This is a genomic window from Ekhidna sp. (assembly GCF_040220215.1).
In the GTDB taxonomy this organism is placed as follows: Bacteria; Bacteroidota; Bacteroidia; order Cytophagales; family Cyclobacteriaceae; genus Ekhidna.
In genome coordinates this window covers 88,062-110,329 of sequence record NZ_JAVJTR010000009.1, presented here as the reverse complement: position 1 = coordinate 110,329, position 22,268 = coordinate 88,062, and the positions used below count along the sequence as shown (strand labels likewise).

The 22,268-nt window shown below is 41.3% G+C and carries 21 protein-coding genes; 9 read left to right on the top strand and 12 right to left on the bottom strand.

What is annotated here, in order from left to right:
* Positions 1-6: 6 nt before the first annotated feature.
* Complete coding sequence (locus RIC88_RS02290; RefSeq protein WP_350215811.1) at positions 7-1,650, bottom strand: AMP-binding protein; 1,644 nt, start codon at positions 1,648-1,650, stop codon at positions 7-9.
* A 122-nt stretch (positions 1,651-1,772) separates the two neighbouring features.
* Between RIC88_RS02290 and RIC88_RS02285 the strand changes: the two genes are divergently transcribed.
* The 6 genes from RIC88_RS02285 to RIC88_RS02260 all read left to right on the top strand — a co-directional run bounded on the left by RIC88_RS02285 (position 1,773) and on the right by RIC88_RS02260 (position 6,417).
* Positions 1,773-2,108: a zinc ribbon domain-containing protein YjdM gene (locus RIC88_RS02285; RefSeq protein ID WP_350215810.1), complete on the top strand. Its 336-nt coding sequence runs from the start codon at positions 1,773-1,775 to the stop codon at positions 2,106-2,108.
* A 47-nt stretch (positions 2,109-2,155) separates the two neighbouring features.
* Positions 2,156-3,211, top strand: coding sequence for a bestrophin family protein (locus tag RIC88_RS02280; protein ID WP_350215809.1), 1,056 nt, complete (start codon positions 2,156-2,158; stop codon positions 3,209-3,211).
* A gap of 152 nt (positions 3,212-3,363) precedes the next feature.
* Entirely contained in the window at positions 3,364-4,878 is a 1,515-nt protein-coding gene (locus tag RIC88_RS02275; RefSeq protein ID WP_350215808.1) for an FG-GAP repeat domain-containing protein, read from the top strand.
* 47 nt (positions 4,879-4,925) lie between these two features.
* Positions 4,926-5,507, top strand: coding sequence for a Crp/Fnr family transcriptional regulator (locus tag RIC88_RS02270; protein WP_350215807.1), 582 nt, complete (start codon positions 4,926-4,928; stop codon positions 5,505-5,507).
* 90 nt (positions 5,508-5,597) lie between these two features.
* Positions 5,598-5,951, top strand: a complete 354-nt coding sequence (locus RIC88_RS02265; RefSeq protein ID WP_350215806.1) for a nuclear transport factor 2 family protein — start codon at positions 5,598-5,600, stop codon at positions 5,949-5,951.
* 10 nt (positions 5,952-5,961) lie between these two features.
* Entirely contained in the window at positions 5,962-6,417 is a 456-nt protein-coding gene (locus RIC88_RS02260) for a DoxX family protein (RefSeq protein WP_350215805.1), read from the top strand.
* A 98-nt stretch (positions 6,418-6,515) separates the two neighbouring features.
* Here RIC88_RS02260 and RIC88_RS02255 read toward each other — a convergent pair whose 3' ends face one another.
* Complete coding sequence (locus RIC88_RS02255) at positions 6,516-6,701, bottom strand: hypothetical protein (protein WP_350215804.1); 186 nt, start codon at positions 6,699-6,701, stop codon at positions 6,516-6,518.
* A 606-nt stretch (positions 6,702-7,307) separates the two neighbouring features.
* On the opposite strand from RIC88_RS02255, the gene RIC88_RS02250 reads away from it, so the two are divergent.
* Positions 7,308-8,411, top strand: a complete 1,104-nt coding sequence (locus RIC88_RS02250) for a hypothetical protein (protein ID WP_350215803.1) — start codon at positions 7,308-7,310, stop codon at positions 8,409-8,411.
* A 133-nt stretch (positions 8,412-8,544) separates the two neighbouring features.
* Here RIC88_RS02250 and ispG read toward each other — a convergent pair whose 3' ends face one another.
* A complete protein-coding gene (gene ispG / locus RIC88_RS02245) occupies positions 8,545-10,491 on the bottom strand; it encodes a (E)-4-hydroxy-3-methylbut-2-enyl-diphosphate synthase (RefSeq protein ID WP_350215802.1) in 1,947 nt (648 codons plus the stop codon).
* Complete coding sequence (locus RIC88_RS02240; protein ID WP_350215801.1) at positions 10,488-11,201, bottom strand: SDR family oxidoreductase; 714 nt, start codon at positions 11,199-11,201, stop codon at positions 10,488-10,490. The genes ispG and RIC88_RS02240 overlap by 4 nt, the downstream gene beginning before the upstream one ends.
* A 69-nt stretch (positions 11,202-11,270) precedes the next feature.
* On the opposite strand from RIC88_RS02240, the gene RIC88_RS02235 reads away from it, so the two are divergent.
* Entirely contained in the window at positions 11,271-12,014 is a 744-nt protein-coding gene (locus tag RIC88_RS02235; RefSeq protein ID WP_350215800.1) for an MlaE family ABC transporter permease, read from the top strand.
* Positions 12,011-12,760, top strand: a complete 750-nt coding sequence (locus RIC88_RS02230) for an ABC transporter ATP-binding protein (RefSeq protein WP_350215799.1) — start codon at positions 12,011-12,013, stop codon at positions 12,758-12,760. Before RIC88_RS02235 ends, RIC88_RS02230 begins: the two co-directional genes overlap by 4 nt.
* Position 12,761: 1 nt before the next feature.
* Here RIC88_RS02230 and RIC88_RS02225 read toward each other — a convergent pair whose 3' ends face one another.
* The 8 genes from RIC88_RS02225 to RIC88_RS02190 all read right to left on the bottom strand — a co-directional run bounded on the left by RIC88_RS02225 (position 12,762) and on the right by RIC88_RS02190 (position 22,264).
* Positions 12,762-16,064: a DUF8818 domain-containing protein gene (locus RIC88_RS02225; protein ID WP_350215798.1), complete on the bottom strand. Its 3,303-nt coding sequence runs from the start codon at positions 16,062-16,064 to the stop codon at positions 12,762-12,764.
* A 79-nt stretch (positions 16,065-16,143) separates the two neighbouring features.
* Complete coding sequence (locus tag RIC88_RS02220; RefSeq protein ID WP_350215797.1) at positions 16,144-19,560, bottom strand: sensor histidine kinase; 3,417 nt, start codon at positions 19,558-19,560, stop codon at positions 16,144-16,146.
* A gap of 36 nt (positions 19,561-19,596) precedes the next feature.
* Positions 19,597-19,848, bottom strand: a complete 252-nt coding sequence (locus RIC88_RS02215; RefSeq protein WP_350215796.1) for a DUF983 domain-containing protein — start codon at positions 19,846-19,848, stop codon at positions 19,597-19,599.
* 67 nt (positions 19,849-19,915) lie between these two features.
* On the bottom strand, positions 19,916-20,167 hold the full coding sequence (locus tag RIC88_RS02210; protein ID WP_350215795.1) for a CAMCR motif-containing small membrane protein: 252 nt from the start codon (positions 20,165-20,167) through the stop codon (positions 19,916-19,918).
* Complete coding sequence (locus tag RIC88_RS02205) at positions 20,168-20,752, bottom strand: DUF420 domain-containing protein (protein WP_350215794.1); 585 nt, start codon at positions 20,750-20,752, stop codon at positions 20,168-20,170. It abuts the gene before it with no gap.
* Entirely contained in the window at positions 20,730-21,155 is a 426-nt protein-coding gene (locus RIC88_RS02200; protein WP_350215793.1) for a hypothetical protein, read from the bottom strand. Before RIC88_RS02200 ends, RIC88_RS02205 begins: the two co-directional genes overlap by 23 nt.
* A gap of 4 nt (positions 21,156-21,159) precedes the next feature.
* Positions 21,160-21,489: a cytochrome C oxidase subunit IV family protein gene (locus RIC88_RS02195; RefSeq protein WP_350215792.1), complete on the bottom strand. Its 330-nt coding sequence runs from the start codon at positions 21,487-21,489 to the stop codon at positions 21,160-21,162.
* Between the two features lie 19 nt (positions 21,490-21,508).
* Positions 21,509-22,264, bottom strand: a complete 756-nt coding sequence (locus tag RIC88_RS02190; RefSeq protein WP_350215791.1) for a cytochrome c oxidase subunit 3 — start codon at positions 22,262-22,264, stop codon at positions 21,509-21,511.
* Positions 22,265-22,268: the final 4 nt, after the last annotated feature.

Below are 22,268 nucleotides of genomic sequence, written 5' to 3'. Positions count from 1 at the left end.
AATCATTCACTCCTCATAGATAACCCTACCCGGATTATCAAACCAGGTGACATACATGGGTTGATGAATGGCTTCTACCCTCGTTCGTCTGATTTTCATGGATGGGGTCATGAGTCCGTTTTCGACGGTCCAGTCTTCCTTCATAATGATTCCCTTTGCCAATTTTTCGTGGCTTGGGAGGGAGGGGTTAAGATCGGCAATAGATTTAGCGACAGACTCACTGAGCTCTTCTCTGCTTTTTGCTCTGCCTGCTTCTGAAGGAACAATCAATGCCATCGGTTGGGCGATTCCCATCCCAACCACACAGACATGCTCAAAATCCATATTCTTGGCCAGGTTCATTTCAATGCCTGCCGGAGATACGTATTTGCCTTTATCCGTTTTAAACTGATCCTTGATTCTTCCGGTAATTGATAGATAGCCATCGTGATCAAACTCACCAATGTCGCCGGTTCTTAAATAGCCATCTTCGGTAAACATTTCTTTGGTTTTCTCAGGCTCCTTATAGTATCCGACCATGAGGCAATCGGATTTCACCTGTATTTCTCCTTCCGAGGATAGCCGAGACTCAACTCCTGGCAAAGGTCTCCCAACAGTTCCGAATTTATTGGTTCCGGGTAAATTGAAATGAGACAATATGCAATCCTCAGTCATGCCATAGCATTGCTTTATCTCTATCCCCAGTTTATTATACCATTCCAGCTGACTTACGGAAAGTGGTGCTGCCCCTGAAAAACAAATGGCATTATTAAGTCCCAGTTTCTTTCGGACTTTCTTCTTGATAAGTCCTCCGATGATAGGTAAAGGCAACAGTTTATCAAGCTTTTTCTGTGGTAGCTTCTCCAGAATTTTTTCCTGAAACTTCTGCCAGATTCTTGGAACCGCCAAAAAGACATCAGGTGCAACATTTGAAAGATCCTCGGCGAAGGTGTCCAACGATTCCGGAAAGCTTACGCACCCGCCTTTATAAATCGATCCCATTTCGATCCCTATGCGTTCCGCAATATGAGAGAGGGGCAGATAAGAAAAAAATTTGCCCTTAGTAGGTAATTCCAACGCTTCTGTTCCAATGCTAGCAACCCCGTTGAAGGATTTCACCAAATGCATCACTCCTTTTGGGTTGCCGGTAGTACCGGAGGTATACATGATCGTCATCAGGTCATCAGGATTTTGAATGTGTGGGGTGAAAGACTCATCTGACTTTTCAGCGAGCTTTTCCCAAGAGTGTTGTTCCTCAATGCCATAGAGCTCAACGCCAACCCGAATGATGTCAGGAATGCCGGATTTCTGAGTTGAATAATCATCCAGCTTGCCAACTATGATCGCTTTACATTCACTATGAAGCAGGATTTCGTTAATGCTTTTCGCATCCAATGACGGATACAATGGCACAGAAACAAACCCTCCGAGCATCATGGCAAGGTCAGTCATAAACCAGTGGGCACAGTTTTTTGACAACAATGCAACGTGATCTCCCTTTTTCAATCCTTGTGCCTGCAAAGCAGCAGCAACGTTACAAGCCTGTTGGTACACCTCCTCTCTTGAGTATTCAATGAAGCTTCGATTGATGGGTTGACGTAGAAAAGTGTATGCCGGGTTTTCTTCCAGCCAATGCTGAAAGGCCTCCAGTGGGGTATTAAATTTATTCATGGGTTTAGGCGATGTTAGTTTTTTTGGAATTACTGAAAGAAAGTTAATGATTTCAAACCAGACATTCACAGTTAGAAAATGTCATAAGAAAAATCATCCCTGCATTTCCCTATTTTTACGACATGACTGAATCACCTCCTTGTCCCAATTGCAAATCGCCATACGCTTATCCGACAGACGATCTGCTTATGTGCCCGGAATGCGGACATGAATGGAATCTGGAAGATGTTGCTGAACCAGATGTTGATGCAATCAAAGATGCAAATGGAAATGTATTGCAGGATGGTGACTCAGTAGTTGTTATCAAAGACCTCCCGGTAAAAGGCGCACCAAAGCCGGTGAAAGCCGGAACCAAAGTAAAAAACATCCGACTCACTGACGGAGATCATAACATCGATTGCAAGATTGATGGGTTCGGGTCAATGGCATTAAAATCTGAATTTGTGAAGAAAGCATAAACCTGAAAGTGTTGTTGTAAATTAGTATTCTTAGAACGCCACAGACCATGTACACCAGACGAACCTACAAAGCCTCTGAGCTTTTCCTTTGGACCAGATTCGACACCCTGAGAATATTTTTCATCATCACCTTATGGGTGCTGGCCTATTATTTTCTCGATATCGCCTGGCTGCAAATCCCATGGACACCCATCGCCTTGATCGGTACCGCAGTGGCCTTTATCATCGGGTTTCAAAACAATGCTGCCTATGACCGGATTTGGGAAGGACGTAAAATATGGGGTGGTATTGTAAATACTTCCCGCTCCTTAGGGATGTTTCTGCAAGACATGATCACTAATGAGCATGCGAAAGAAAAGCAAAGCGATGAACTGCTGAAAAAGGAAGTGAAAACCCTCACCTATCGACATATTGCGTGGATGACAGCTCTTCGGCATGCCATGCGCGTGCAGAAGCAATGGGAAACGACCGTCAACCAAAAGACCAATCAGGAATGGGGCATCCGACCCCCGGAAAGACTTTCAACCTTAGAAGCTGATCTTAAACCTTATCTCAGCAAAGAGGATATGGAGGATATTCTAAGCAAAGACAACAAGCAGACGGCTCTATTGTATCAACAATCACATCACCTGAGGAGGCTCAAAGAGTCAGGACTGATTTGGGAGTTCTCTTTTCTCGAACTGGAGGGTCTGTTGAAAGACTTGTTTGACTTGCAGGGTAAGAGTGAACGGATCAAGAATTTTCCATACCCAAGACAATTCGCGACACTCAATCATTATTTCATGTGGATCCTCCTCCTTTTCCTCCCTGTAGCACTGGTTCCCCAGTTTATGGAGATTGGTGCTGGTCTGGCCAATTCCTACCCAGTGATTGGCAACCTGTTTATCTGGTTCGCCATACCTGTGTATACTGCGGTAGGCTGGGTCTTCCACACCATGGAGCGAATCGGAAGAACCGGAGACAATCCGTTTGAGGGTACTTCCAATGACGTGCCGATCTCTACCATTGCTCGTGGGATAGAGATTGATTTACGACAAAACCTGGGAGAAGTCAAGGCTGATATTCCGGAACAGTTTGAGGCTAAATTCAATGTGCAGTTTTAAGCACAGAATGTTAGCACTTAAAACAAAATTTACCTCTAATATGAATAGTTGTTTATAACCATTATTCACCTACTTTTAGTATCGATCAGATTCCTACAAACATTCAGATTGCGAAAAAATTATAGTCTGAAGCCAGTTTAAACACAGAAATAATGAAAATCAAACAAACCATATGTCTTTCACTACTGGCTATATTCTTTTCCTGTGGGTCTGATGAGCCGTCAAATGTAGAACCTCTTGATGCTGAAATTGTAACACTAGAACTGCAAGCCGGAACGAAAATATATGCAACAATTATTACTGAAAATACAATTACTACCGAAAGCAAACTTCCTTTTTTAGTTTCGGAAGTAAGTATTAAAACCCTTAATCTGTCTTCCAATGCAACAGCAGATCGAAAAGTGGGTGACAAACTTGTGCTCGATAGTGATCCGGTAACGATCACAGTAACAGCAGAAGATCAATCTAAACAAACTACTTATTCCATCGTGTTAGTGAAGGATGAGGGGCTTGAATTATCTCCAAATGCAACTATTGAATTAGGTAGTTCTTATTCATTGCAGACTTCTGATGTTTATGTTGATAGCTGGCAACTTAAAAAAATAGATGGTCTGGAATTTACGCATGCGTACGGAGATTTCAATTCTGATGGACACACAGATGTACTGATGGCTGGTGGTAAGTTTAAAACGTATGATAGATATCCGATGCATTTATTTCTTGGCAATGGATCCGCTGTAAACGCTGACTATTGTGAGTGTGCCGGAGCGTGCAACACTTCGTGTGATGGTTTTGTGGAATCTACTTCCGCATTTCCGGCAGACTTTGAAGGTATGATCAATGCCCGAAAAATTATAACCGGCGATTATAACAATGATGGATTACTGGATGCTTTTTCCATTGGTCATGGATATGATGACGTTCCTTATCCTGGTGAAGCTCCTATTTTGCTTATGAACAATGGTGCTGGTTTTACACCAACCATCTTCAATGATTTTGTAGGATTCTATCACGGTGGTGCTTCCGCAGACATTGATCATGATGGCGATTTGGACATTATCATGACAGGCTGGCCAATGCCTCAATTTAGCACTGTTATCCTGCTTAATGATGGAAGCGGTAGTTTTTCGGCTGCTACGGATCGTATTGACGACTATTTTCTAGATAATGGAGGATACTATACGGCTGAATTTATCGATATAGATAAAGATGGATTTATCGATTTAGTGCTTGCCGGACATGAAGACCCAACTGCTGAAAATGCGCCATCACTTATCTTATGGGGGAATAGTTCCGGAAAATATTACCGTGATTTGAGTACGACCTTACCTACGCTCACTGACTATACCATCGTAGTGGATATTGATGCAGAAGACATAGACAATGATGGGGATCGTGACATTATTTTAAACCGGGTTACGGATGGGAATAAGTATGGTTTTTACGAGCGATTTCAATTGCAGGTCATTGAAAATCAGGGAGACCGAACTTTCAAAGATGCTACTTCCGAACGTATTACAAACAATGAAGGCGACACGTGGAGGTTGTGGGTTTATATGCAGGATTTAAATGGTGATGGTACTGTCGATCTATATTATGAACGTGATCATTTTCCTAATTTAAAGTGGATCAATGATGGCAGTGGAAATTTCACGCTTGTGAATTAACCTGTGCAGTTCTAGCAGCTATAACTTAGAAGTTAAGTTTAGGAAAAATGGAATTCGAATCTTTAATTAACTATCTAAATCAACACATCGCCTTAAGTAGTCATGAGGTTTCTATTTTAAAGGATCGCGCTAAAATACGGACTTACCTCAAAGGGCAATACATTGTTCAGCAGGGAGACATCTGTAAATATGAAAACTTTGTTGTTTCCGGTTGCGCCAAGACATTTTTCATGGATAAAGACGGCAATGAACACGTCGTTATGTTCGCACTTGAAAACTGGTGGACTGCAGATCTGGGGAGTTTCATCAGTCAGGAGCCGGCTGATTATAACGTTCAGTGCTTAGAGAAAACAACAGTCATTCAATTTACTCCTGAGGCCCTTGAGCACTTATATTCCGAAATTCCACAACTTGAACGATTCATGCGGATTATCATTCAGAAAGCTTTCGTGGCGTCTCAAAAGAGGATTGTTCGTAATCACAGTCTATCAGCTAAGGATCGGTATATGCTTTTTAGAGAACAATACCCTGAGATTGAACAACGCGTACCTCAATACCTCATTGCTTCTTATTTAGGAATTACAAAACAATTCTTAAGTAAAATCAGGGCAGAACTAGTGGGTAGTTAATCTAGATTAACCTTCTTTTTACTCCTGGTTGAATTTTTAAGAAAACCCCTTCTCAGAGCTTTGTAGTGTTAAATTTTAAACACAAAGTTCATGAAAAACTTACAGGAAAAAATCAATGACTTAAATGATTTAGTGCTGCAGGGAAAAGCCCTGGAAGCATTTGAAAAGTACTATGCTGATGATGTTGTCATGCAGGAAAATGAAGCTGCCCCTACCTTAGGTAAATCTGCAAACAGAGAAAGAGAAATTGAGTTTTTGAACAACATAACTGAATTCAGAAATGCCAATCCTGCAAAAATTACAGTTGGAGAGAATACCACCATGGTAGAGTGGCACTATGACTACACCCATAAAGAATGGGGTGTTCGCAAGTATTCCCAGATTTCTGTGCAGGAATGGGAAAATGGAAAAATCATTAGGGAGAAATTTTACTACAACGCTTAAATCACATAAGATGAAAGAGAAAATATTTAAAACAACTGATTCTTATGCACCCTTAGCTATTAGAATCATGCTGGGGTTGGTCGTATTTCCACATGGAGCTCAGAAGCTTTTGGGCTGGTTTGGCGGATATGGTTTTTCAGGTACAATGGGGTTCTTTACAGAAACCGTTGGCCTACCCTGGATCGTGGGTTTTATGGTGATAATTTTGGAGTCCTTCGGGGCAATCGCATTAATAGCCGGTGTTGCCACAAGATTGGTTGCTGCAAACTATATTTTGCTGGCACTCGGGATAATCTTTAGTTCCCATATCCAAAATGGATTTTTTATGAACTGGTTTGGGAATCAGGCAGGCGAAGGGTATGAATTTTTTCTGCTTTGGATTGGAATGGCTGTCGGCCTGTTAATCACAGGAAGTGGAGCTTATTCTATTGATAAACATCTGATACTGAAAAATATAGACAAGTAATACTTGGGAAATTGTCACGTACATTTCTTGATTAATAACCCTGGCGATTTAAAAGCTCAATTTGCTTTTAAATCGCTTTTTTCAGCCTTGCAAAAAAATTAATTGAGACTGCTTCCTTTGATGTAGGGTAATAACGAGCTGTCACTGAAATCCTTCACCGCATCCAGCAGTAGGTCAATGGATGGTTTGTCAAAACCAGCGAAGCGTTCTTTCTTTAATAAATCCTCCAGCTTGTGAACGTCATTCAATAAGAAGGCCAGGGTTTGTGGATCGTAGTATTTCATTAGGATGGCGGTTGGGTTAGCCCCTCAAATTAGCGAAAGTGAGGGGAATGGGCAATTGAGAATTTACTCTCACTTAGCTGAATAAGGGATTTAAAATTCACCACCTTGGTTCTTATGAATCGTAAACGTAGTAGTTTGGGAATGGCATAGATGCTGCGTACATCTGCCTGTCGGCAGCAGGCAGGCATGACACTGTCGCTAAAAGCACTATCTATAATCGGAGTGTCATTCTGAGTATAGCGAAAGAATCTTTACCACTTTGCTTATTTCTAACTGAACATTAGACCCTAACACCTGCCGTCCGCGGGAGTTCAAGGTGACGGTCTGGCTAAACTGGAGAGTCGTCAGACGAGTAAATCTGTAAGTATTGGAGAGAGTTCAAGGTATGTGCTTTAAACAAAGCAACTCGTCAGACGACTTTCTTCCACCTCGGTTTTTGTCTCCACGAATCGAAAAAATAGGTTTGTGAAAGTACAAACCGAGATTAAAGGATTCTAATACCAACAACGACACTCAATGACCATCCTGAAATTGGGATAGATTGTATAAAAAAAACGGAATGACTATCTTACTATTGGTTCTGGTCTGCTTTTAATTCCTTACTCCATGAAAGTCTTACTCAGCAGCCTATTTCATTCGTTTCTGAGAATTCTAGCCTCTGTCCTTGTATGTGTGGCTGTGTTTGACATCCTTTTGAAAATTGCAGAGGTTTTCGAAAACTATACTCCATTTGAATATGCTTACTGGGATATTAATGGCACCATTTACACCTTTTTGGTTTACCTAGGCATAGCACTTGGGATTATCTGGTCCATTTATGAAAGGCAAAAAGAAAATCTAACCAACGCGCTCAACCATTTTTGTCAATTGTTCATCCGTATATGGTTAGCTTTCCTCATCTCTTCTTATGGATTTGCTAAAATTCTTCGAACACAGTTTGAGGTTCCCGAACATATCAAAGACATTCCTATAAATGCCTTGCACCCTTTTTATCTGACATGGTACTATTTTGGCTTTTCACGTGAGTATGCTTTGATCCTTGCGGCTATTGAAATTAGTGGTGCATTTTTCTTATTATTTCGAAAAACCCGATTGCTGGGGTCAGCCATCTTATTTCCTACCATGCTTAACCTGGTGTTCATTAATAAGTTTTACTTCATTAATCCCTGGTCTTTACTGGCGTCCATATTTTTCACACTCGGAACTTTCTATCTACTTCTCATAGATCTGGAAAAGATAAAATCTACCTTTTTTAACTTTACGATTAAACTAAAATGGAACATTTCAGGGTTGATAAGGACATCTTTAAAAGCCTTGGTGCTGCTTGCAGCATTTGGCCTAATCTGGATGTATGCCAATGATAGCCCGATCAATAATACCTTTTTAAAGGGGGTCTGGTCAGTGGAAGCGATGAAGAAAGGAGCTGATCCGATCACTTATCCTAACAACAAAGATTCTGTTTTAACAAAGCTATACTTTGAGTATGCCAGTCCTGAACGCATAGTTTTGGAATTCAACCATCATACTAATCGTCTTAGAGCGAATTATCAATTGAGTTCTAACAACGATAGTCTGATCATTTTAGCAGTAGATCAGCGAATCCAACTTCGCATTAATCAACTGAATGCTGAGACGTTAAAACTCGATGGGTTACAAGGAGATGACTCCCTGCAATTAATACTTAAGAAAGTACGTAATTCTTCCAGGTAGCCACGTGCCCCGGTTCATATCCTCATGTCGAAAATCTAGATGCTTCATTCTTCAGCCTGTCCTAGCAGGTAGTCATGACTCTGTCGCTAAGACTATCTTTACTCGGAGTGTCATTCTGAGCATAGCGAAGAATCTAAACCTCCACTCCTTCGGGCTCCACCCACTTGCCATGTTCTTTGATGAGGTCAATGAGTTCGTCTAGTGCACGCTCAGATGGAACGCTTCGTTTCACCACTTCCTGTCCTTTGTAGAGCGTGATCTTTCCTTTGCCAGAGCCCACATATCCAAAGTCCGCATCGGCCATCTCTCCCGGGCCATTTACAATGCATCCCATGATCCCGATCTTCACACCTTTCAGGTGATCTGTTCGCTTGCGAATCATCGCGGTGGTCTCCTGCAAATCAAAGAGCGTTCGTCCGCAAGATGGACAGGAGATATATTCCGTTTTAGTGATACGTGTACGAGCGGCCTGCAGAATTCCGAAAGCTGTATTGTTGTACAATCGCAAAGTGTCAACCGAAGGTCTAAAGGTCGGAGATAGCATAATTCCATCTCCAATTCCATCCACATACAAAGTGCCGGCATCCGTGGATGCATAGATCATCAACTCGTCTTCGGTCAGCTCAGGGTAGGCCTGTTTCAGTACGACCGGAACCTGAATATTTCGATTCATCAGCTCCACAACGAATCTGCGGATGCTTGCCGTGGCATGAGACTGCTCAGAATGCAGTATAAGCACGGTATTGGCTGTTTTTTCCAGTAAACCAAAGATTGTTTGGTCCCAGTTATCCGTATTAACTTCTATAAAGTTTAACTTCTCATTAAATGATTCAACCTTTTGTAAATCAGTAATTAAAGGGAATTTATTTGCTTGATCGCTGCACGATTGCCAAACCTCGTAATCCATGACCTCTTTCAGGCCATTCGGTAGCATGAAATCAATGGGGTTTGAGCCCGAATAAATGTAATCCGCTCCCAGGTCATTCATCCCCCATTTGTCCAACTCCGGCAAATACGAGTGCCCGATTGCTTTCAAATCTTTAGTCTTTACCTCGGCAACTTTAGAGAAGTCCGCAATGACACGTGGCACATTTTCATCTCCAAAATTTAGTACTTCTCCGGTTGATCTTCGGTGGTATTCAAACGGATGTATACTATAATTTTCGATTGATTCGATTTTCGGTTGATTCGATTTTTTTGACAATCGGTCTACCATGATCTGCGCCACCGGTGCTTCTACTTCCGGCTCCTCTGTAAGTGATACTCTTACCGTATCACCCAGCCCATCTTCCAGCAAGGTTCCAATACCAACCGCCGACTTGATCCGTCCATCTTCCGCCTCTCCTGCTTCGGTCACCCCCAGGTGCAGTGGGTATGGCTCCAGTCCTTCTTCGTCGAGCTTATTTACCAGCAAACGATATGCTTGTACCATCACCTGTGGGTTGCTACTTTTCATTGAGATCACCAGGTCTTTATAGTTCATTGCCTCACAGATGCGAATAAATTCCAAAGCAGACTCCACCATGCCAAGTGGTGTGTCTCCATAGCGGCTCATGATACGATCCGAGAGCGAGCCATGGTTGGTTCCTATTCGCATGGCAGTCCCATGCTTCTTGCAGATCTCTACCAGGGGAGAGAACTTATCTTCTATCCTTCTGATTTCATCAGCATACGTCTCGTCCGTATATTCAATCTGTTCAAATTTCTTTTTATCAGCATAGTTTCCAGGATTCACCCGTACCTTCTCTACGATAGTAGCTGCAAGCTCCGCAGCATTTGGGGTGAAGTGGATATCTGCAACTAATGGGACATTGCATCCTCGTTTGCGCAGCTCATTCTTAATGTTCTCCAGGTTTTGTGCCTCTTTAATGCTGGGAGCAGTAATTCGCACATACTCACAGCCTGCCTCTACCATGCGAAGCGTCTGCTCCACCGAACCCATGGTGTCCATCGTATCCACGGTGGTCATGGACTGCACCCGAATCGGGTTATTCCCACCGAGAGGAATGTCACCAATGAACACTTCCCTTGTTTTTCGTCGGGAATATTCTGTGAGGCTATTGCAATACTTCTGAATCATATATCTCCTAATTGAGGTCTGAGAACCACATCTTCAATCACACTTCGTTCACTCAACCGATAACTGGTGTAGATGGTTTCGGCAATATCTTCCGGTTTCATAAAACGTTCATCCGGAATATCTACTCCATCCCAGCTTGGTGTTCTCACCGCTCCTGCTAAAATGGACGTCACACGTACTCCAAACTCCTTTAACTCCTCTCTGATCGCTTGTGAAAAGCCATAAAGCGCAAACTTAGAAATCGAGTAAGAGCCGCCATTCGGGTAGGCTTTCAAGCTCGCCACCGAACAAAGGTTAAAAATATGTCCGCTCTTATTTTGTTTCATGGCTGGTGCAATAGCACGTGTCAGATGATACGCACTATATAGATTTGTGTCAATCATTTGCTCTAAGGCCCCATCCGCTTCTTCCAGTACTGATCCGGGATTAAACACACCTGTGTTGTTAACCAGGATTTCTACCGGCTTGGCAATCATCTGCACAAACTCAACAAAGTCTTTTACACCTTCCTTTTTTGAAAGGTCAGCCTTGAAGGTGTGAATGAGTGTCTGATGCTTTTCGCTTATTTCTTTTCTCAACGCATCCAGATCGTCATCTTTCCTGGAACAGGTAGCTACGGGCCACCCTTCGGAAGCAAATCGATCCACCAAAGCTTTTCCAATTCCTTTCGTTCCCCCGGTAATCACCACTAATCTCTCTGAATTATGCATGTTTCTTTTTTGATTATTCCTTAAGGTGTTATGTTTGACAAAGCTAACAATCTTAGCGTTCGCAACTTCATGAAGAGTTTAGGGAAATTCATCATCTTTTTAGGCCAATTGTTCGTCAGGAGAGAATCCTTTAAGACGTATGTCGTCAGGACTGTAGATGAAAGTATAAAGGTCGGATACAACTCTGTATTCATTGTTGTGATTGTTTCTGCCTTCATGGGGGCTGTTACAACTGTGCAAACTGCTTATAACCTCATTTCTCCATTAATTGCCGATCCAATCATTGCTCTGGTTGTTCGTGACATGACGCTTATAGAGCTGGCTCCAACTATTACAGCCATTGTATATGCAGGCAAAGTGGGATCAAACATTGCAGGAGAAATTGGAACCATGAAAATAACGGAGCAGGTAGATGCACTGGAGGTGATGGGGATCAACGCTACCTCTTACCTGGTTTTACCCAAAATAATCGGATCTGTTCTCATGTTTCCTGTTTTGGTTATCCTGGCAGGGTTTGTCTCCATATACGGTGGCTACCTCACTGCACTTTTTACAGGCGTAATTTCAGGAACAGATTATATCCTTGGTATACAAATGGACTTTAATTCATTCCAGGTCACATTCGCTTTGATAAAAGCAGTAGTGTTTGGATTCCTTGTAGCCGCAATCAGTTCATACAAAGGATACTTTACTACAGGTGGTGCCCTTGAGGTTGGTCAGTCGAGTACGAATGCAGTAACCAGCAGTTGTATCGCTATTCTTGCCGCAGATTATCTTCTTGCATATTTACTAGCACCACTACTCACTCCATGATTACGGTAAATAACATATCAAAATCATTTGATGATAAGCAGATACTCTACAACATTAATCTGCAGTTTCAACCAGGAAAGACAAACATGATCATCGGAGCTAGTGGGACAGGAAAAAGCGTTCTTTTAAAATGCATTGTTGGACTAGTAAGCCCTGATGAAGGCACGGTTGAATTTAATGGCCGGAGTTTTGCAAACGCAACTAAGGAACTGCAGACAGAAGTACGACGCGAAATGGGCATGCTTTTTCAGGGAGGTGCACTTTTCGACAGCTTAACAGTGGAACAAAATGTAATGTTTCCTTTGAATGTCCTAACCAAACAATCGGAAGAAGAAAAGCTGGAACGGGTTAATTTCTGCCTGGAAAGGGTAGGTTTAGAGGATGTAAATCGTAAAATGCCTTCCGAGATTTCAGGTGGTATGAAAAAACGCGTTGGTATTGCGCGAGCCATTGTAACAAAACCAAACTACCTCTTTTGCGACGAACCAAACTCCGGTCTCGACCCACAGACTTCCATTAAAATTGACAACCTCATCAAAGATATCACCGACGAATACGGCATAACAACAGTGGTTGTTTCTCATGATATGAACTCTGTACTGGAGATGGGTGATATTGTAAATTTCATGCATGAGGGAAGAATTCTCTGGACAGGGCCGAGTAGCGAAATTGGAGATTCAGATGTGCAGGAACTCAACGATTTTGTATTCGCCGGAAGACTGATGAAAATGGTTAAAGGAAAATAGGTTAAAAAAAAGCAGTTACCTGAACATTGCCCGTATGAATTGCTGAGGAATCTTCCGATTTTCTACCGTTGTAAAGTAGGGAGATTTGCATACCTTTCGAAAGTTTTTGTTGCCAATTAATCTGCCAGGTCTGGTTGGTTCCGGGTTGTAATGCATCCAATAGTAAATAGCCCAGATAAGAAGCCGGATCTCCTGAAAAGTCAATATTAACAACTGAAAACATCCCCCTTAGCGATCCACTCCCCGCCTGATTCCAGGTAATTTCTGAGCTATAGGTTTTAGTAAGCACTGATTCCGAACTGGATTCTGTGAATTCATTGTTTCTGGCTTTTCGTTCAAAGCTTCCGATCAATCGAAATACGTTGGAAGGCTGCCATATGATTTGAGGCCGGTAAGCATTGGTAACAATTTCGAAATTTCTTGAATCCAGAAAATCCGATTGATTTAATAATGTGCCCAAAGTTGTAGTTACTCTAAAGGTATATTCGGCACTTAAGTCCACTTTGGCATTTGACACCCATTCATTCTTTTCACGCGTCTCAAATCCCTGAACAAGCAGTTGTTTGTTGTCTGATGTCTGATAAGTAAAGTCTCCGGCAAACCCTCTCCCATTTCGGTTATAAAACATCGTATAGCGCTTACCATTCTGTGCAGCAATCAACTGATCATCGGATAATTGGATCGCAAATGGATTCAGTCTATCGTTATATGCATCCGAGGTGGTTTTATAATTAACATTCAGATTGATATTCGTTGAAAGCTTTGATGCGAATTGTTTAAAGCCACCTTGATTACGCCAACCAGCTGGGAATCGAGCATCAATGGTATGAAGATAAAAGGTCTGAAAGGAGGTGATGTAGTCGTCCGTTGGGGTAAAGATTTTTACGTAGTTTCTCTCATCCGGATTGATCGCTTCAAAAAACTCATTCAGGTCCTGAACACCATCATCATTTGTATCTCGCCAGGTGTGGGTTCCTTCTCCTGTTGCTACCGGTAGGTAAATAAACTCTCTCCTGAGCTCACGACTATTGCCGGAGGCATAAGAAAAATTGGATCGTATATTTCGATTCAAAAATGATTGAATCCAATTAATCCGGCCATTAATCACTTCGTCCTGACCAAGATTTAATTCAAGTTTATCTTCCACCTTACGATAGTTAAAGTCAGCAGTAACACTTCCCTTTTCTCCATTATAGCTGTATGAGGTTTTGAGGTTTTTTGAGAACAAGTAATCCTGTATTTCTCCATTCACAGGTAGCTGATCTCGTCTTAGTTGATATCCAATCCGGTAGGTTGACTTAGCTGAATCCGTACTTTCCAGGTATGCTTCATGGGCCTGATAGTGCATTAAAGAGCTAACGATGCTGTCACCACTCTGAATTTCATTCTGATCAAGATCAAAAATATACCCCGGAGCTAATTTCCATTTACGATAGCTTAAATCTGATTTTGATCTGACCCAATCTGTCGTCCGATCTAGTTGATCATTGGTTAAACGAAAATGGGTGCTGGATAATTGAAAGTTCGATAGCCGCTGATTAAAGTCAACGGATTGCTGCCATCCATCAATAAAATCGGAACGCTTCCTTCTGTTGAGTGAAGCTATAAATCTGTTCCCTTGATCCTTCTCAACACCTGCTTTTAAAAACAGGATCAAATCATCCGTACTTTCTGTACGATTAGGTGTGTAGTTCCAATCGCGATCGAATAAAATTGGACGGTACCGATCTATGAATGTGAAGTCTGCTTCATCATATTCCATGGAGATAGCACCCACCCATTTATAGTCACTGATAAATGCTGGTCTGCCTTGTGTTTGAATGGAAGTGAAATACCCTCTACTGCCATTATCGTCATCATCAATATTCGAATAAAGATTTTGGTCGGTCTTTGAAAAAGCAACCTCACCGGTCATTTTTTCATAAGCTGAGAGATTCACCTCACCACCGACCGTCATCATCTGCCTGCTGTTGGGCAAAGGAATGAAAGCTCCCGGTTGATAGTTACCCTGAGATACTCCACCTTCAGGTGACACCCATTCGTAAATTCTGCCATTGGCTGTAGTTTGCAAGAGCACATAATCTCCATTTCCAAATCCTACTTCAGAGAATGTGGGGCTGAATAATTCCTCAGAAGCATCTGTTGAGTATTCAAAAATCGATTCTGCTACTCCATCATTATCCACTGTATCCTTTCTGGAATAAAGAATCCTGTTTTCTGAAAATTGAACACTATCAAATCCGGTAATGAATGCCTGATCCAGGTTGTCGCCTATGCCTCTCAGTTGAGTGAGGTCATCCTCGCTGAGATTAAAACCAAAACTAGTATTCGGATTATCCCGCTCTCTATAATAGTTGGTAAATAATTTCACTTTTTCATTTGATACGGACTGATAAGCAGAAAGATTAGAACGGCTATAAAACTGCTCAGCATATTCATAATCAACCCGTATAATGGTGAACTGAGTAATGATGATGTGATTGTTAAAGGTTATTTCCCCAAGGTTATAATCAATCACATAGTCCCTATCAAACCCCCGTTCCATCTGTTTTCCATCAATGAATACCTTTTCGGAATTGGCCAGAACAATGATAAACCGTTCTCCATTTGGGCCTCTTAACTTGTAAGGCCCGGAAAGTCCGTCCACGGGTGGAATGATAGCTGAATTGAATCTGCCCTTTGACAATGCCCCGGAAACACGTGATTCGTGCTTCCAGTTTTCAGAACTTCCACGATAGCTAGCCTGAAGTCCCTGAATGTTTTTATAGTATTTAAGAAAATACCCTGCATCTGATGGTTGCTGAAGGACAATGTCCCCTGCGATTACATCAAATTTATCGTTGTACAGCTTGATGAAAACATTATCGAAATCGCGGATTTGCTGGGTATTTCCTTCCGGTTGATAAGGGACATTTTGATCCGTTATGACTGCAGATATATTCAAATTCTCGTCCAGCTTTCCATCCATCTGGAGGTTCAAACTGGAATTGACAAACAAGCTCTGCCGATTGCCGAATGACACTCCTCTTGAAATTGCGCCATATTTTTGAACTCCACCAAACTCAAATAGCTCTTCTTTTTCTACCAAGGACACCCCATTTATAATGATCCTATCCTCTCGGGAATCATCATAGTCTGCAATGTCACGATTTTGAAAAGGCTTGGTAAGAATAGTAGAAAGAACACGATAGCATACCTCTACCTCTCTAGATTGACTATCCACACTGATTGTCTGAGTAGAATCATTCCAGGTATATGAAGCATCTACCTGAATGGAACCGGACTCTATAAGTGTTGAATCCAAGAGAATTGATTGATTAGTTGGTATTATACGACACTTAAGGTTTTGACCCAAGGCATACTGACCAATAAAAATGAGCGCACTAAGAATTAGCCACCGGCATGGAAATGAAAAAGGTGGTCCCTTCATCCTGTTTAGATTCAAACCATATGTTGCCTCCCGCATTTTCAATTCCTTTTTTGGCCAATGCCAATCCTATGCCGCTTCCTGTTGACTTTGTACTAAAATAGTTCAGGAAAATCTTATCCTTCAATTCATTGGGAACTCCTTTCCCATTATCACTTACGGATAATAATCCTTTATCCGAGCGCTCTTCCAGTTTTACACTGATTTTCGCTTGCTTGTCAGAAACTGCCTGCAAGGCATTAAGTACGATGTTATTCAAAATCCTACGGAAGATATCTTTATCAGCTTCAATTTTAATATTAGGTGCAATATCAATCATCATTTCCACGTCTTCCGCACTGTAGAGTTCAACTACTTCCTTGATCAAATTTCCAAAATCAAAAACCTGATTGTCGGGTGCGGGCATTTCAGCAAATGCAGAAAACGACTCTGCAATCTGGCTCAAGGTATCAACCTGGGTAAGTAATGAGGTTAGGGTCTCATATTCCTTTGAAGCGGCATCATGCTTTCGAAGCATCTGCTGAATCTTCAATTGCATTGGAGTTAGTGGGTTTTTTATTTCATGTGCTACTTGTTTTGCAATCTCCTTCCAGGCCGTCTCTTTCTGACTTTTAGCCAGGGCAAGCTTGCTGTCTTCCAGCTTGACCAGCATTTGATTATAATCCTTCACAAGTGATCCGATTTCATCAGAAGATTCATATTGAATAGGTTTATTCACCTCTTGTAATGTGACCTTCCGAATCTTTGCAGCTACCATTCTCAGTGGATGTAACAGATTATTCAGAATGGCATTCCCAAACACAATTGCCATGATAAAGATGAATCCGAAAATGGTTATCAAATTACCAAAAACCTCAATCTGCTGCCTTCTTAAATGATTTTTAGAATCAAAGAAAGGCATGGCGATAAATCCGGCCACTTGATTATTAATGGTATTAACAACCGCATAGCACACTTTATAATCCAACGAGCCAACAGACTCTTCAGCGATTATGCTTTGATTTTCCTTTACAACCAGCTCTTCAAAAACGATTGGATTTATAAGGTTACCCTGAAGGTTCAAATTGAAGATTTCCGGCTGACTAGTAGCGACCAAATAACCAGACTCATTATAGAAACTGAGATCTGATTGAATGTAGCTGCTGATCTCGGCTAAGCGATAAGCACCTAGTTCGTTATTTACTTCCTCGATATCATTTGAAAGAATCTCTGATATGTACAAGGCCTGTTTAATGTAACTACGGTTTATTTCCTCTCTGTATGAAGTATTCAGGGTATTTAACAGTGCAAAACCGGCAATCAACAGCGGTATCATAAATGCCATTCCGAGGTAAAGCTGAATCTTGCTCGTGAAATTCAGCTTAAACCCATGCTCTATTGCAGAGCTGGTCACGCTAAAGGCACCAAATGAAAATAGCAGTAACAGGAAGAAAAATGAAAAATTCGTCAGTCTATCTCGCGCTTCGTACTTCTTTGAAATGATTAGAATGGTCCTTCCGTCATTTGTTTTTACGCCATAGTAATGCCTACCGTTCTTCTCGATTCCACTGCTATAAAGCTGCTCTCGTTCAAAGTCATCATGCTGAGGCCACTCTCCTTGTCCAAATTTGCTTCGATGGAAAAGTATATCGTCTCCGGCGAAAACAGCATAATCAAAATCATTGGATACCGAAAAGTATTTGTTGTCCGTTAAAAGCGCAGGGTAAACACTGGAAGGCACTCGCTTCTTTATTTGAAGGATAATCAAGCCCACCAAATCACCGACATTAATCTTGCAGATGTATTTAAAGTTAGTCCCCTCGTCTACGAAAAAAATGTTTTCGTAATCTGATTGATTCTCCGGGGTTAGCAAACTAAATTCCCGCGTAAATCGGGTGTTTAACTGGAGTTGCTGATAATCCTGAAATACAATTTCTAAATCATACTTGTTGAAGTATGGAGTCAGAAACTCACTTCTAATCTGCTCCTCAAGGACTCTCCTGCTTCTTTCACTCGCGATTAATGCCAGCTCCTCATTGCTGGATAGCCTTTTGATGGTTTGATCCAGGTAATACTCCCCCAGTACATCCCTTTTCAGCAAAAGATAATTGGCAAATTTTTTCTTGGCATCCAGCACCGCTCCCTCTTCATATTTGTAAATACAAAAAGCCAAAACAGATGAAATACCAAGACTTATAATCAGGATAAACAGAAGGTTAGCGTATGTAAATTCTTTGAATGATTTCCCCCATTGATAGCGAAGTGAAATCAATAAAACAGAAATATGCACTACGCTAAAAGTGATGGAAAGAATATCTAAAAATCCCATTACTACACCTGCTATTAAGGCTCCTGTAATTGCCTGAGCAATGTAATGACTGCTTCTGATTAGTTTAAGAGACAGGTAGGTAAAATAGAAATAACCAATACTCGCAAAGAGAATACAGAGATAAGCTACCGCTCTCAATGAATCAAATTGAATAGACTGACCTACATCCAGTGACAATTGAGAATTACTGATAATACTCCAGGCTATGTGTAGTACTACACCCGTCAGAATGGTATTTATGGCGCTGATAAGTGCTACTCCGGACTTAGATCGCCTAACCTGCTGCAAATAGGGTGCACCGGCCAGAATAATTAAATTCAGTAGCACACAGTTGATAAGTAAATCTCCAAGGGTAGGATTAACAACAGATGATGTGTATCGAATCGGGTCGAATAGCTCGTATCTAAAGAGCATCTGAAATGCCTCAAATTCGAGTGTTAAATACCTTAAAACGAAGAGAACAATTGTAGCTTTCCAGAATGAAGAAATGTTTTCCTTCGAAAATCGAAGGTATTCAATTGAGAGAACGATGATGATAATCACACTGACCAACACATCAACTACTCTATTGGGCATAGCCTTTACGTCGAAATACAAAAGGTCGCGATATACATAGTCTCCTGATGCTGCTGAGACATTAGTCACATACTTGTAAAGCTGATCGCTTTTATCCTCTGTGAGGTATTGATTGGTAATACTGTAGGACTTCAGCAATTGATGACAGGATACGTACACACATTGATCCTCTTTTATTTGCTGAACCAGAAATAGTCCCAGATCATTCACTACAACCTGAATAGTATCATTTCCAATGTTGGAAACAAAAGGTCTGTTGTCGCTCCAGTTCTCCAGCCTTCCTTTACAAATTGTACGCTTGCGGAAAGCATCATTTGACGATGATTCATTTTTCCAATCAATTAAATCGAGGTGCTGTGCTTCAACAATATTATCTAAGCTCTTCCGTGCCTTTTCATGTATGGTTTCTTCCCAGTCAATTGCAAAGTGATTGACGAAGATTGTGCTCAGGCACACAAGCAATAGTCCAATGGAAAGCTTATGATTCACAAGCTTGAATATACAATAATCACGCCTTTAAAGGCCTTAGCTCTTCCAAATAAGATAAAGAAATATGACCCTGGAATATCTAAAGTTCCATGGAAACAATAAGATAGCGGCTGCTAAAATGGAGATGAGATAAACATTTAGAGAAGGATCACCAAAGAAGTGGTAAAGTACAAATGCTGTAACAAGGAATATGGCTGTAGAAAAGCCATAGCTGACATACATTGCTCCATAGAAATTGCCGGGCTCCTTCTCATAACGAAGGTTACAATTAGGACAATTGGCATGCATGGAAGCCATCTTTTTTAAATTAGTTGAAGAATGAGTGAAAATCTCTCCTACTCTGCACCGGGGGCATTTAGCCTTTAAAACGCTCGTTAAAACTGACACTTTTTGTTGCTTTACTGTTTCGATACCATAAATAAATAATCACAAACACAACTACATAAGGGGTGAAGAACAGGAACATAATTCCATTATTCAAGCCCTCGGCTGTAGAAGTCTCACCTGCACTTACATTGTTCTTGATTTGCGTCCGGCACATGGCGCACTGTGCCCAGTTTATCAAGGGTAAAAGAAAAGTGCTTGTAAGAATTAAAAACTTTTTCATCTACAAAAAATAGTATGGTTTGATCATGAAGTAAACAATTACTCCTGTAATCGAAACGTACAACCAAACCGGATAGGTAAACTTAACCATTCGTTTATGTCGGGCTATCTGGTCTGTCAGTGCATAATAAAATGCGAACAGTACAAATGGCACAACTAAAATTGAAAGTAGTATGTGACTTGCAAGAATAACCAGATAGACAACCCGACTGGTTCCCGCTAAGGCTAATTCTTCTTCATTTAGTTGACCGTCATGATTCAGGTCACCGAACTTCACAGATTCTACACTTGAATGATACAGTACATAGGACAGTAGAAACAGCACTCCAAGAAACAGGGATGCAAACATAAATGACCGATGTACCTTTATATTTCCGTTCTTGATGGCTATTAAAGCCGCAATAAGCGTCAGTACGGTCATGGAATTAATTGTTGCATGCAAGCCAGGCAATAACTTAACCCAGTCTCCGGCTATGCCAAGTTTGGCAGGAAAGTAAATCAGGAATGCAACAATCATTGGGATAAGGATTGATACCAAATAGATAATCCTCAAATAAACTTTATTACCTGCTTGTGCCTTTTCCATAGGTCTGTTGAAGTTTAAGTATATCTAATTCTGTTAGCAGCTCGTCTACTCCGTCCCTGCTAAACTGATATGTTCCCCATAATCCCTTTTCGCTTACCAAAGCAAGGTCTGCTTCAGGTGTACCGATACAATCAAAGAAGCTCTGGTCTTTATAAGATAAAATAGCAGATCGTTTTTCCGCACCAAATTTGACACGGTTCATATAATTGGTTTCCACAACAGTGAGTGTATCACTTATGGAAACAATCGTAATTTCATTGTACGCTCCACATTCATTGGATAGCTCTTGCTTCAATGAAAGCGAGAAGTTGTTTGTCCCAAACAACTGTAGTATAAGATACCATGCGACAGGTATCAGAAATACGATGAAAATGATGAGTCGTTTAAGTCCCTTGCTTTTCAAAAGATCAATAAAGAACTTCTAAAATTGCTCCGCCCTGGTAGATCATAATGAAGATGAAAAACACTACAAATAGCATTGGTAGCACGATTGACATCTTCAGTGATTTCTTCTCATGACCTAAGTGCATGAATTCAGAAACAATGTAGTAGGCTTTTACAATTGTCAGTGCGATGAATACGATGATTCGAATCCACTTATGCTCATGTGGCACAGTGAATGCAATACCGAATTCCACAGCAGTAATGAGTGCTAGGTACCACATTACTTTCAGGAAGTTTTTCACTTTCGCCTTATCTACCGGCTTTACTTCGACTTGTGGAGTTTGCTGTTCCATTTATATGACAATTATAAGATTAAACTAAGTAAAAGAATGTGAATACAAAGACCCAAACAAGATCTACAAAGTGCCAGTAAAGGCCAACTTTCTCTACCATTTCATAGTGCCCCCTCTTTTCGAAGATGCCGACAGTTGCCTGATAAAAAATGATGAAATTAATCAGCACGCCACTAAATACGTGGAACCCGTGAAATCCTGTAATGAAGAAGAATAGCGCAGCAAAATTTGGAGGGCCATATTGATTGGAGGATAGCCCTGCTCCCATCAATGAGTTTCCAATTGCATTCATAGAGATATCAGCCCCATGAATAAAGTGAGCCCATTCCCAAGCTTGACATCCAAGGAAAGTAAGACCTCCTAAAATGGTCCAAAGCATCCATTTCTCAACCGCTTTTCTATCCATTCGCTCACCTGCTTCCACAGCTAGTACCATGGTTACACTACTCACGATCAGGATGAATGTCATTAGCCCTACAAATACCAATGGTGCACTCTCAATACCCAGTGCATGCATTCCAGGGAACGCCTCAAACACTTTTTCAGGGATTGGCCAGTATTCCTGTGAGAACTTAAAGTCAGCTACTGAGCCTGTATATGATGGGTGGCTGAAGCGGATTAAACCGTAAGTGATCAGCAATGCAGAGAAGGTAAAAGCATCTGACAAGAGGAAAAACCACATCATCAGTTTACCATAGCTCACTTTCATCGGGGATACACCACCAGCCCAGATGTTCTTATCTTTTTCGTCTACTATTACAGCCGAGTTAGCCATTCGT

Excerpts from the sequence above, each read along its gene's own strand:
- RIC88_RS02270 (WP_350215807.1), top strand. The coding sequence starts at position 4,926 with ATGGAATTCGAATCTTTAATTAACTATCTAAATCAACACATCGCCTTA.
- RIC88_RS02240 (WP_350215801.1), bottom strand. The coding sequence starts at position 11,201 with ATGCATAATTCAGAGAGATTAGTGGTGATTACCGGGGGAACGAAAGGA.
- RIC88_RS02265 (WP_350215806.1), top strand. The coding sequence starts at position 5,598 with ATGAAAAACTTACAGGAAAAAATCAATGACTTAAATGATTTAGTGCTG.
- RIC88_RS02235 (WP_350215800.1), top strand. The coding sequence starts at position 11,271 with ATGAAGAGTTTAGGGAAATTCATCATCTTTTTAGGCCAATTGTTCGTC.
- RIC88_RS02260 (WP_350215805.1), top strand. The coding sequence starts at position 5,962 with ATGAAAGAGAAAATATTTAAAACAACTGATTCTTATGCACCCTTAGCT.
- RIC88_RS02195 (WP_350215792.1), bottom strand. The coding sequence starts at position 21,489 with ATGGAACAGCAAACTCCACAAGTCGAAGTAAAGCCGGTAGATAAGGCG.
- RIC88_RS02205 (WP_350215794.1), bottom strand. The coding sequence starts at position 20,752 with ATGGAAAAGGCACAAGCAGGTAATAAAGTTTATTTGAGGATTATCTAT.
- RIC88_RS02280 (WP_350215809.1), top strand. The coding sequence starts at position 2,156 with ATGTACACCAGACGAACCTACAAAGCCTCTGAGCTTTTCCTTTGGACC.
- ispG (WP_350215802.1), bottom strand. The coding sequence starts at position 10,491 with ATGATTCAGAAGTATTGCAATAGCCTCACAGAATATTCCCGACGAAAA.
- RIC88_RS02275 (WP_350215808.1), top strand. The coding sequence starts at position 3,364 with ATGAAAATCAAACAAACCATATGTCTTTCACTACTGGCTATATTCTTT.
- RIC88_RS02230 (WP_350215799.1), top strand. The coding sequence starts at position 12,011 with ATGATTACGGTAAATAACATATCAAAATCATTTGATGATAAGCAGATA.
- RIC88_RS02190 (WP_350215791.1), bottom strand. The coding sequence starts at position 22,264 with ATGGCTAACTCGGCTGTAATAGTAGACGAAAAAGATAAGAACATCTGG.
- RIC88_RS02255 (WP_350215804.1), bottom strand. The coding sequence starts at position 6,701 with ATGAAATACTACGATCCACAAACCCTGGCCTTCTTATTGAATGACGTT.
- RIC88_RS02250 (WP_350215803.1), top strand. The coding sequence starts at position 7,308 with ATGAAAGTCTTACTCAGCAGCCTATTTCATTCGTTTCTGAGAATTCTA.
- RIC88_RS02290 (WP_350215811.1), bottom strand. The coding sequence starts at position 1,650 with ATGAATAAATTTAATACCCCACTGGAGGCCTTTCAGCATTGGCTGGAA.
- RIC88_RS02215 (WP_350215796.1), bottom strand. The coding sequence starts at position 19,848 with ATGCATGCCAATTGTCCTAATTGTAACCTTCGTTATGAGAAGGAGCCC.
- RIC88_RS02285 (WP_350215810.1), top strand. The coding sequence starts at position 1,773 with ATGACTGAATCACCTCCTTGTCCCAATTGCAAATCGCCATACGCTTAT.
- RIC88_RS02210 (WP_350215795.1), bottom strand. The coding sequence starts at position 20,167 with ATGAAAAAGTTTTTAATTCTTACAAGCACTTTTCTTTTACCCTTGATA.